10 protein-coding genes and 1 pseudogene are annotated in these 10,938 nt (G+C 65.7%); all 11 read left to right on the forward strand.

Going from position 1 to position 10,938, the window contains the following annotated elements; translation table 11 throughout:
- The coding region (locus WMK75_RS16850; protein ID WP_347268759.1) for a glycoside hydrolase/phage tail family protein at nt 1-3,429 on the forward strand (3,429 nt) is incomplete at its 5' end.
- A 10-nt stretch (nt 3,430-3,439) separates the two neighbouring features.
- A complete protein-coding gene (locus WMK75_RS16855) occupies nt 3,440-4,516 on the forward strand; it encodes a DUF2793 domain-containing protein (RefSeq protein ID WP_347268760.1) in 1,077 nt (358 codons plus the stop codon).
- 19 nt (nt 4,517-4,535) lie between these two features.
- Nucleotides 4,536-4,823: a DUF6127 family protein gene (locus tag WMK75_RS16860; RefSeq protein ID WP_085378178.1), complete on the forward strand. Its 288-nt coding sequence runs from the start codon at nt 4,536-4,538 to the stop codon at nt 4,821-4,823.
- Between the two features lie 160 nt (nt 4,824-4,983).
- On the forward strand, nt 4,984-5,658 hold the full coding sequence (locus WMK75_RS16865; protein ID WP_347268761.1) for a D-Ala-D-Ala carboxypeptidase family metallohydrolase: 675 nt from the start codon (nt 4,984-4,986) through the stop codon (nt 5,656-5,658).
- On the forward strand, nt 5,655-5,912 hold the full coding sequence (locus WMK75_RS16870; protein ID WP_127898523.1) for a hypothetical protein: 258 nt from the start codon (nt 5,655-5,657) through the stop codon (nt 5,910-5,912). Before WMK75_RS16865 ends, WMK75_RS16870 begins: the two co-directional genes overlap by 4 nt.
- Before the next feature lie 231 nt (nt 5,913-6,143).
- Nucleotides 6,144-6,485 (forward strand): metalloregulator ArsR/SmtB family transcription factor, encoded by a 342-nt coding sequence (locus WMK75_RS16875; RefSeq protein ID WP_127898525.1) that lies wholly within the window; start codon nt 6,144-6,146, stop codon nt 6,483-6,485.
- Nucleotides 6,482-6,670 (forward strand): annotated as a pseudogene (locus WMK75_RS16880) (arsenate reductase); the annotation flags it as partial. The gene WMK75_RS16875 and the pseudogene WMK75_RS16880, both read left to right, overlap by 4 nt.
- 113 nt (nt 6,671-6,783) lie before the next feature.
- Nucleotides 6,784-8,316 carry an IS21 family transposase gene (gene istA / locus WMK75_RS16885; RefSeq protein WP_347268762.1) on the forward strand — a complete coding sequence of 511 codons (1,533 nt, stop codon included), beginning with the start codon at nt 6,784-6,786 and terminating at the stop codon, nt 8,314-8,316.
- The gene (gene istB, locus WMK75_RS16890; protein WP_347268763.1) at nt 8,306-9,100 is read left to right on the forward strand and encodes an IS21-like element helper ATPase IstB; all 795 of its coding nucleotides are present in this window, start codon (nt 8,306-8,308) and stop codon (nt 9,098-9,100) included. Before istA ends, istB begins: the two co-directional genes overlap by 11 nt.
- Nucleotides 9,101-9,217: 117 nt before the next feature.
- Nucleotides 9,218-9,838 carry a cation transporter gene (locus WMK75_RS16895; RefSeq protein ID WP_089389210.1) on the forward strand — a complete coding sequence of 207 codons (621 nt, stop codon included), beginning with the start codon at nt 9,218-9,220 and terminating at the stop codon, nt 9,836-9,838.
- Between the two features lie 11 nt (nt 9,839-9,849).
- Nucleotides 9,850-10,782, forward strand: coding sequence for a cation diffusion facilitator family transporter (locus tag WMK75_RS16900; RefSeq protein WP_089389211.1), 933 nt, complete (start codon nt 9,850-9,852; stop codon nt 10,780-10,782).
- Nucleotides 10,783-10,938 lie beyond the last annotated feature (156 nt).

Raw genomic sequence — 10,938 nt, forward strand, 5'->3', positions numbered from 1 at the left:
TATCGCGGCACCGCCTATGTCGTGTTCGAGGACCTGCCGCTCTCCAGCTATGGCAACCGGCTGCCTCAGCTCTCCTTCGAGGTGTTCCGCCCGCTTGCCGATCCCGACACCGCCGAGGGGCTGACCCGCGCCGTCACGATGATCCCGGCCTCGGGCGAGTTCACCTACGCGACGCAGGCGATCCGCAAGACCGATGGCGGCGCGACACAGGCCGAGAACCTGAACGCGTTGCCGGACGCCACCGACATGATGGTGGCGCTGGACCGGCTGCAGGCCATGGCGCCGGCAGTCGAGAGCGTCAGCCTCGTCGTCGCCTGGTTCGGCGACGACCTGCGCGCGGGCGCCTGCAAGGTGCGGCCCGGCGTCGAGGTCGCCGCCAAATCGACCACGCCGCGCAGCTGGTCGGTCAACGGCGTCGGTCGCGCCAATGCCTTCCTCGTCAGCCGCGACGATCAGGATCGCCCGGTCTATGGCGGCACGCCGTCCGATTTCGCCGTGGTGCAGGCGATCCAGGAGATGAAAGCGCGCGGGCTGCGCGTCACCTTCTATCCGTTCATCCTGATGGATGTTCCGCCCGGCAACAGCCTGCCGAACCCCTATAGCGACATGGCCGCTGAGACGGGTCAGCCCGCATTCCCGTGGCGCGGCCGGATCACCTGTTCGCCGGCGGCGGGCCATGCGGGATCGGTCGACAAGACGGCCGCCGCCGCAAGCCAAGTCGCGGCGCTGTTCGGCGCGGCGACGCCCGCCAGCTTCAACGTGTCGGGCGAGAGCGTCGGCTGGACCGGGTCATCGGGCGACTGGGGCCTGCGACGCATGGTGCTGCACTATGCCCATCTCTGCGCGGCGGCGGGCGGGGTCGACGCCTTCCTGATCGGCACCGAGATGCCGGGGCTGACGACGATCCGCTCGGGCGCGTCCAGCTATCCGGCGGTGCAGGAATATCGGGATCTGCTCGGCGATGTGCGCGCGATCCTCGGGTCCGGGACCAAGCTCGGCTACGCCGCCGACTGGTCGGAATATTTCGGGCACCAGCCGGGCGACGGCAGCGGCGACGTGTTCTTTCACCTCGATCCGCTCTGGGCCGACCAGGAGATCGATTTCATCGGCATCGACAACTACATGCCGCTGTCGGACTGGCGCGACGGCTTCGACCACGCCGATGCGGCCGACGGCTGGCCCGCGATCCATGACCGCTCCTATCTGCAGGCGAACATCGCAGGCGGCGAAGGGTTTGAGTGGTTCTACGCCAGCGCCGCTGATCGCACCGCGCAGGTCCGCACCCCGATCACGGATGGTGCTTATGCCAAGCCGTGGGTGTTCCGCACTAAGGACCTGCGCGCCTGGTGGTCGAACCCGCATTACAACCGCCCGGGTGGGGTGGAGAGCGCGACGCCGACGGCATGGGTGCCGCAGTCGAAGCCGATCTGGTTCACCGAGCTTGGTTGCCCGGCCATCGACCGGGGAACCAACCAGCCGAACGTGTTCTTCGACCCGAAGTCGTCCGAGAGCTTCACGCCGCATTTCTCGCGCGGCTGGCGCGACGACGCCATCCAGCGCGCCTATCTCGAGGCGACATATCTCTGGTGGGGCAAACCCGCGAACAACCCGACCTCATCGGTCTACGGCGGCCGGATGGTCCGCGTCCCCGAATCCGCCGCCTGGACCTGGGATGCGCGACCCTATCCGTTCTTCCCGGCGTTGACCGATTTCTGGACCGACGGCGCGAACTGGCGGCTCGGGCACTGGCTGACCGGGCGGCTCGGCGCGGTGTCGCTGGCGGCGCTGGTGCGACACCTCTGTCTGCGCGCCGGCATGCCGGAATCCCTTATCGACGTCACCGGGCTCTGGGGCGCGGTCGAGGGCTACGCCATCACCGCGCTGGAAAGCCCGCGCGCCTCGATCACCACCCTGTCGCGGCATTTCGGCTTCGACGCGGTCGAGACCGAGGGCGTCATTCGTTTCGTCATGCGCGGCCGGGCCTCCGTCGCCACCATTGCGCCCGACGATCTGGTGGCCACTCGTGAGGGCGACGTGCTGGAACTGACCCGCGGCCAGGAGACCGAGCTGCCGCAGGCGCTGAAGTGGCAGCTGGCCCGCGCCGACGAGGATTACGACGCTGCCCTCGTCGAGGCACGGCGCATCACCGTCGACACGACGCGGATCGCCTCGGAAAGTTTCCCGATGGCGTTGCCGCCCGAAGAAGCCGAACGGCGCTGCCGCCGCGCGCTGATGGAAGCATGGGTGGGGCGCGAGACGGCGGCGTTCCGTCTGCCGCCCTCGCTGCTCGCGCTCGATCCGGCCGACGTGGTCCGGCTTGCCCATGACGGGCGGCTGGTCGACCTACGGCTGGTCTCCATCGCCGATTCTGATGCCCGCGGCATCGAGGCGGTTCGCCAGGACCGGGCGAGTTTCGATCTGCCGCCGGGCGATCCCCGCGCGGCCTCGCTGACGCGTGCCGTGGTGTTCGGCGCGCCGGAGGCGGTGCTGATGGACCTGCCGCAGTTGACCGAGGATCAGCCCGCGCATCGGCCGCTCATCGCAGCCCATGCGGTTCCCTGGCCGGGCGAGATGGCGGTGTTCCGCAGCCCTTCGACCGATGGCTTCGAGCTGCTGACCATGTTCGGCAGCCGCGCCCGGATCGGGGCGCTGGTCTCGGATTTCTGGTCCGGCCCCACCTCGCGCTTCGATCTCGGCAATACGCTGGTGGTCGATCTGCTGACCGGCACGCTGGAGAGCGTCACCGACCTGACGCTGTTCGGCGGCGCAAATGCCATCGCGGTGGAAACCGCGCCAGGCATATGGGAGATCGTGCAGGCGGGATCGGCCGAACTGCTGGCCCCCGGTCGCTATCGCCTGACCCGCCTGCTACGCGGTCAGCGCGGCACCGAGGCCGCGATGGGCAACCCGGCTCCCGCAGGCGCGCGCGTGGTAGTGCTCGATGACAGCCTCGCGTCCCTGCCGATCGCAGAAGCCGATCTCGGCATCCCATGGAACTGGCGCATCGGCCCGGCAAGCCGTCCGGTCAGCGACGAGACATATGTCGCCACGAGTTTCACGCCGGTCGGCGTGGGGTTGCGGCCGTTCTCGGTCGCCCATGTCGAGCAGCCGTGGCGACGGGCGCGCAGCCCCGGCGATCTGACCATCCGCTGGACGCGCCGGTCCCGCGCGCTCTCCGCCGACAACTGGAGCGCGGTCGAGGCGCCGCTCGCCGAGGAACTGGAAGCCTACGAGGTCGAGATCCTCGACGGCGCCAGCGTGAAGCGGGTGCTGAGCGCGACCATCACCATCGCGGTCTACACCGCCGCCCAGCAGACCGCCGACTGGGGCGCGCCGCTCGGCCCCGGTGACACGCTCACCGTCCGCATCTTCCAGCTCTCCGCCCTGATCGGGCGGGGCGCGCCCAAGACCGTCACCCTCAGCTTCTGAAAGCCATCCCATGTCCGACGCCACGACCCATCTCCTGCTGCCCTACATCCTCGCGGCGCAGGCCCAGAAGCATGTCACCCACAACGAGGCGCTGCGGCTCCTCGACGGGATGGTGCAGCTCTCCGTCCTCGACCGCATTCGCACGACACCGCCCGGCAGCCCCGCCGACGGCGACCGCTACATCGTCGGCTCCGGCGCCACCGGGGCGTGGTCAGGCTGGGACCTGAATGTCGCGCTCTGGACCGACGGGGCTTGGCTGCGCCTGCCGCCACGGACCGGCTGGCGGGCGTGGGTGGAGGACGAAGCCGTTCTGCTGGTCTACGGCGGCGCGGGTTGGATCGGCACCACGCCTGCAACGCTGCAGAACCTCGCGCTGCTCGGGCTCGGCACCACTGCCGATGCATCAAACCCGTTCTCGGCCAAGCTCAACGCGGCGCTCTGGACCGCGAAGACCGTGGCCGAGGGCGGCACCGGCGATCTGTTCTACACCATGAACAAGGAGGCTGCGGGCGACGATCTCGGCCTGACGCTGCAGACCGGCTTCGTGACCAAGGCGCTGGTGGGGCTGTTCGGCTCCGACCGCTTCCGCCTCGCGGTCTCGGCAGACGGCAGCACATTTTTCGATGGGCTGAGCGTCGACAACGCGACCGGCATCGTCGACCAGCCGCGCCTGCCGCGGTTCAAGGCGTACACCAACTACGACAACTATGTCGGCGTCGGGACCTGGACGAAGATCGGCCTGAACAACACCGACTACAACGACCAGGGCGCCTTTGACGCCGCGAACAACCACTTCGTGGCGCCGGTGGACGGCACCTACCTCTTCGGCGCGACGCTCCTCTACAAGATCAACGCCAGTGCCACGGCGCGCATGCGCGGGCGGCTCGTGCTGAACGGCACGACGGAAATCCGCGGCTCCCTCGGCGAAATCTCCGCCACCCATGTCTCGCTCGCCACCGCGATCTGGCTGCAGACCATGGTGCCGCTCATCGCGGGCGATACCGTCGAGTTGCAGGGGTATTTCCGGGTCGCGGACGGCTACTTCGCCGCCGACCACACGTCCTTCTGGGGCTGCAAGATCGGCTGAGCGGCGGAAGGAGGATCCGATGACACCACCCCGATCCGAGGGCTTCGTGCGTATGCCTGACGCCGAGTTCGAGGCGATCCTGACCCGGGCGGCCGAGGAAGGCGCGAAGCGCGCGCTGGCCGATGTCGGCCTCGACGGCGACGAGGCGGCCCTCGACATCCGCGATCTGCGCTCGCTGGTCGACTGCATCCGGCTGGTGCGCCGCACCGCCATGCAGACCGCCGTTCGCATGATCACCACTGGCGTCATGCTGGCGCTGCTCGCCGGCATCGCCATCAAGCTGAAGATCTTCGGCGGCAGCCCGTAGCCGCGCACCATCCCCATTCATCGGCCCGCAATGACCCGCCCTCGTGGCGGGGTGAGCCGTGGTCTGCCTGACAGGCAGACGGGAAGGTCCAGTGGACCTTCCCGAGCGGCGAACGCACCGAGCCCTGCGAGGGGCCGGAAACTCGTTTTCGGAGGACCCCATGACGACGACATTCCACAATCATTGGCGCGACGTGCCGGAGAGCGCCTGGCGCTGGCCGAATTTCTCACCCGCCGAGATCGCCTGCCGAGGGACGGGCAAGCTGCTGGTCAACGAAGCTGCGCTCGACAAGCTGCAGGCGCTGCGTGACCGGCTGGGCAAGCCGCTGATCGTCCGCTCGGCCTATCGCAGCCCCGAGCACAACCGTGCCGTCGGCGGCGCGACCCGGTCGAAGCATCTGGACGGCGCCGCCTTCGACATCGCCATGGCGAACCACGATCCCGTGGCCTTCGAGGCGGCGGCGCGAGAGGTCGGGTTCCTCGGCTTCGGCTTCTACCCCCGCTCGGGGTTCATGCATGTCGACCTCGGCCCCGCGCGCCAGTGGGGTGAGAGGTTCCCGGTCCGGGAGACGGTCTTCGCCGCCGAGACGCCGCCCGCCCGCGAAGTGCTGGCCGACAGCCGCACCATGAAGGGTGGCGGCGCTGCTGGTGTCGCGACGCTGGGCGCGGCCGGGGTCGAGGTGGCGAAGACCGTGTTGGCCGAGACCCAATCCGCAATCCTGCCGCTGGTCCCGTATCTCGACACGCTGCGCTGGGTGTTCATTGCCGTGGCGCTTTTCGGGATCGCGGTCACGATCTACGCCCGGCTCGACGACTGGAAGCGGGGGCGGCGGTGATCGCCGCGCTCCTGAGCGGGTTCGCCGCCGGCCCGTGGATGCGGGCAGCGCCGCGCTACGGCGCCATCGTCCTCGCCGTGCTCCTGTTCCTGCTTGCGCTTCGGCGGTCCGGCGAGCGAGCGGGACGCCTCGCCGAACGCCTTGCGACCGCGGAGAAAGCCAATGATGTCCAACGCCAGATGCTGGAAGCGGCGGCGCGCCGCCCTCGTGATCGCGACGAGCTTGCTAAGCGGCTGCGCGACGGCCGGTTCTGAGACGGGCGGCATCTCTGCATGCCCGCCGGTCGTGGAGTACAGTCGCGGTCTCCAGGCGCGTGCGGCCGACGAGCTCTTGCTGCTGCCGGAGCGCTCGGTGCTGGCGGAGATGATGAGCGACTACGTCGTACTGCGCGAGCAGGCATGGGCGTGCAGGGCCAGCGACGATCGACGCTGAGCTGCCGCACTCCGGGGATTGATTGTCCCTTACATCTCCAATATTGTGGAGATATGGAGAAGAAAAATACCTTAGCGGCGCTGGCCGCGCTCTCGCAGGAGACGCGTCTCGACATCTTCCGCCTGCTGGTGGAGGCCGGCCCGGAGGGCCGAGCAGTGGGCCGGATTGGCGAGGCGCTCGATCTTCCCTCGGCGACCCTGTCGTTCCACCTCAAGGAGCTGAAGCATGCCGGGCTGGTGACCGTCCGGCGCGAAGGGCGCTCGCTCATCTACGCGGCCAGCTTCGACACCATGACAGGCCTGATCGATTACCTGACCCGTCACTGCTGCGCTGGCGATCCGGCAGCCTGCGGGATCGCTCCCCCGACTGCCGCCGCCCGGAAGGAGACCGCATGACCACCACGATCTATCACAATCCAAACTGCGGCACGTCGCGCAACGTGCTGGCGCTGATCCGTAACTCCGGCGAGGAGCCGGAGGTCATCGAATACCTGAAGACGCCGCCGGGCCGCGAGCGGCTCGTGGCCCTGATCGCCGCAATGGGCATTTCCGTGCGCGATCTCCTGCGCCGGAAGGGCACGCTGTTGATTTCCACCCAGAACTGAGCCGGGTAAGCGCATAATTTCCACTGAGAAGTGAGCCATGTGAACCTTCCCCCATAGCGGTCAGCGGCGGGGGTAACGGAGTGATCCACATGGGGCTTTTGAACATCATCCGACGCATGCACTTGCGCGAGAAGCTGTCGATCCGCGAGATCGCTCGGCGCACGGGTCTTTCGCGCAATACCGTGTCAAAGCATCTGGCGGCGAACACGATCGAGCCAAAGTTTGCGGCGCCGGAACGTCCAAGCAAGCTTGACCCCTTCTCGGAGAAGCTGGCCGGCTGGCTGAAGACGGAGATCGGCAAGCCGCGCAAGCAGCGACGAACGCTGAAGCAGATGCACGCCGATCTGGTCAAGCTCGGCTTCACCGGATCCTACAACCGCGTGGCCGCCTTTTCGCGGGACTGGCGCGCGGACCGTCAGCGTGAGCAGCAGACGGCAGGACGGGGGACCTTTGTCCCCTTGTCCTTCAGTCCGGGCGAGGCCTTCCAGTTCGACTGGAGCGACGACTTCGCCATTTTGGGTGGAGAGCGTACCAAGCTTCAGATGGCCCACATCAAGCTGTCGCACAGCCGGGCCTTTTTGCTGCGCGCCTATCTGCTGCAGACCCACGAGATGCTGTTTGACGCCCACTGGCACGGGTTCCGGGTTTTTGGTGGCGTGCCTGCCCGGGGCATCTACGACAACATGAAGACGGCAGTGGATCGTGTCGGCCGCGGCAAGGAACGAGAGGTCAACATGCGCTTCCTCGCCATGACGAACCACTACGTCTTCGAGCCCGAGTTCTGCAATCCGGCAGCGGGTTGGGAGAAAGGGCAGGTCGAGAAGAACGTGCGGGACTCCCGTCACCAGTTGCTTCATGGAATGCCTGACTTCGCAGACCTCGCCGCGTTGAATGTCTGGCTGGAACAGCATTGTCTGGAGCTGTGGAAAAGCACGGCGCATGGGACGCGGCCTGGCACGATCGCTGATATCTGGGCCGAAGAACGGGCTGCCTTGATGCCGTTGCCGGTGGCCTTTGACGGCTTCATCGAGCTGAGCAAGCGCGTCTCGCCCACCTGCCTGATCAGTTTCGAGCGCAATCGCTATAGCGTTCCCGCGTCATTCGCCAACCGTCCCATCAGCTTGCGGATCTATCCGGACCGACTTGTCGTGGCGGCCGAGGGTAACATCCTGTGCGAGCATCCTCGCGTGATTCAACGCAGCCACCAGCTGCCGCCGCGGACGATCTACGATTGGCGGCACTACCTGGCTGTCCTTCAGCGCAAGCCCGGAGCGCTTCGGAATGGCGCACCTTTCCTGGAATTGCCGCCTGCCTTCAGGCAACTACAGGGCCAAATGATACGCAAGCCGGGCGGCGATCGTGAGATGGTCGATATCCTCGCCCTGGTTCTGCAGCATGACGAGCAGGCCGTGCTGACGGCGGTGGAGCTGGCCCTGGCCGAGGGCGTGGCGACCAAGACCCATGTACTGAATCTCCTGCACCGCTTGATCGATGGGAAGGTGGTTGGCGGGCCGCCCCTGGATACCCCGCAGGCGCTGGCCCTGCGGCGCGAGCCATCGGCCAATGTCGAGCGCTACGACAGTCTGCGCAGCCAGACCGAAGGTGGCCGTCATGCGTCATGATCCCGCCAGCGGTGCCATCGTCATCATGCTCCGCAGTCTGAAAATGCATGGGATGGCGCAGTCGGTCACTGACCTCATCGAACAGGGGGCGCCTGCTTTTGACGCTGCTGTGCCGATCCTGGCTCAGTTGCTGAAAGCGGAGCTGGCCGAGCGCGAGGTCCGTTCCATTGCCTATCACATGAAGGCGGCGCGCTTCCCCGCCTACAAGGACCTCTCGGGGTTCGACTTCGCCGCCAGCGAGATCAATGAAGCGACTGTGCGTCAGCTGCACTGCGGCGAGTTCATGGAGGGTGCGCAGAATGTTGTGCTGATCGGTGGCCCAGGGACCGGAAAGACCCATGTGGCGACGGCAGTGGGCATTCAGTCCATCGAACAGCACCGCCGGCGGGTCCGCTTCTTCTCGACTATCGAACTGGTCAATGCCCTCGAGCAGGAGAAGACAAGGGGGAAGGCCGGACAGATTGCCGAAAGTCTCAGCCGCCTCGATCTCGTGATCCTGGACGAGCTGGGCTATCTGCCCTTCAGTGCATCAGGCGGCGCTTTGCTCTTCCATCTGCTGAGCAAACTCTATGAGCGCACTAGCGTGGTCATCACCACGAATCTCAGCTTCAGCGAATGGGCCACGGTCTTCGGCGACGCCAAGATGACCACCGCACTGCTCGATCGCCTGACCCACCGTTGCCACATCCTGGAGACTGGAAACGACAGCTTCAGGTTCAAGGCAAGCTCAGCCGCAGCGGCCAAAAAAAAGAAGGAGACAAACCATACCTTGACCCCTCTATGACGATATATCCATAATCAGAGGTGGCTCACTTCTCGATGGAAAACCCGGCTCAGTTCTGGGTGGAAATCAACAGAGGCCGCCTTGATCCGACGGCCAGCACGAACGGAGGCGAACCTGATGACCAAAGAACTGCCAAAGGATCCGGATGAACGTCAGCGCCGTACGCTCTGGACGGTTCTGCTGCTGAATGCGGCCATCGCCATCGGCTTTTTTGCGACAGGTGCATTGGGCGACTCCAGTGCGCTGATCGCCAACGGTCTGGACAACACCTCCGACAGCTTCGTGTACGCCATCAGCCTTTTCGCCCTGTCTCGTTCGGACAAATGGAAGCGTGCGGCCGCTAACGTGTCGGGGGGGCTGCTGCTGATCTTCGCGGCCGGTATCCTGATTGATGCCGTCCGCCGTTTCTACACCGGTTCCGAACCACTCGGCCCGCTCATGATCTCCATGGCGCTCATTGCCGCGGTCGTTAATGGCATCTGCATCTGGCTCCTTGGTCGGCTCGAGGATCCCGACGTGAACGTCCGAGCGGCTAACACATTTAGTCTCAATGACTTCATTTCGAACGGCGGGATTCTCGTCGCAGGCGGTCTGGTCTGGTTGCTGGGCAGCAATTGGCCCGATCTGGTGGTCGGTATCGCGGTCGCCGGCGTCGCCGCCTGGGGCGGTATCGAAATCCTGCGCGACGCGCATGGCGAGCACCACAAGGCGGTCCATCAAGATGACGGCAAGACTTAAGCGAGAACACGATGTCTCACGACCATGGCCACGCACATATCGACCCCAAGTCCGGCGACCGACGGGTTTCCATTGCGATCTGGGCGAACGCGCTTTTGACGGTCGCCCAGATCGTCGGTGGCATCCTGTCCGGCAGCCTCGCCCTGATCGCCGATGCGCTGCACAACTTCTCCGACATGGCGTCCCTCGTGATCGCCTTCGCTGCGCGCAAGATCGCGCGGCGGCCCGCTGACGAGAGGATGACCTTCGGTTACGGCCGCATCGAAATCGTCGCCGCTCTGATCAACTACACCACGCTGATCCTCGTTGGCTTCTATCTCATCTACGAGGGCGGCATGCGGATGATCGACCCGCCCCAGGTCGCTGGCTGGACTGTGGTCATCCTCGGCGGTGTCGCGCTGGTGGTGGACACGCTGACGGCGCTGCTCACCTATTCGATGCAGAAGGGCAGCGTGAACATCCGTGCCCTTTTCCTGCACAACCTGTCGGACGCCCTGGCATCGGTCGCCGTGATCGTGGGTGGCGCGCTGATCATCCTTTACGACATGCGGTGGGTCGATCCGGCGATCACCATCGGCATCGCGCTCTATATCCTCTACTTGGCTTTGACCGAGATCGGTGGGCCGATCCGGACCCTGATGCTCGGCAGCCCGCCGGACATCGACAACGACGCGGTTGTCGCCGCGATGCGTGGCATCGACGGGGTGGCTGACATCCACCACGCCCATTTCTGGCAGATGGAAGAGCATGCTGCTGCGCTCGACACACATGTGGTGGTCGAGGTGAATGCATGGGATCGCCTCGAGGACATCAAGCACGCGATAAAGCGGGCGCTTGAGAGCGAATTTGGCATCACGCACTCGACGCTCGAGTTCGAGCGACAAGATCGGGCCCACCAGAATGCTAGCCTCTATGGACATGGAGGAAAGGAGGATGCGGACTGATGCGAGCTGCAGTGTGGTAACGATCCCAAGATCGCTATAACGGAAACAATGACTTAGGGTGGAGAAGGTTGGATATCAGGCCCATCCCCTCCGCCACTTGGCTTAGCAAGAACAATTCTCTACGACCATTGCTAACGCTATTTCTGCATTGTTTTC

The organism is Paracoccus sp. (in: a-proteobacteria) (assembly GCF_039808215.1).
GTDB lineage: Bacteria > Pseudomonadota > Alphaproteobacteria > Rhodobacterales > Rhodobacteraceae > Paracoccus.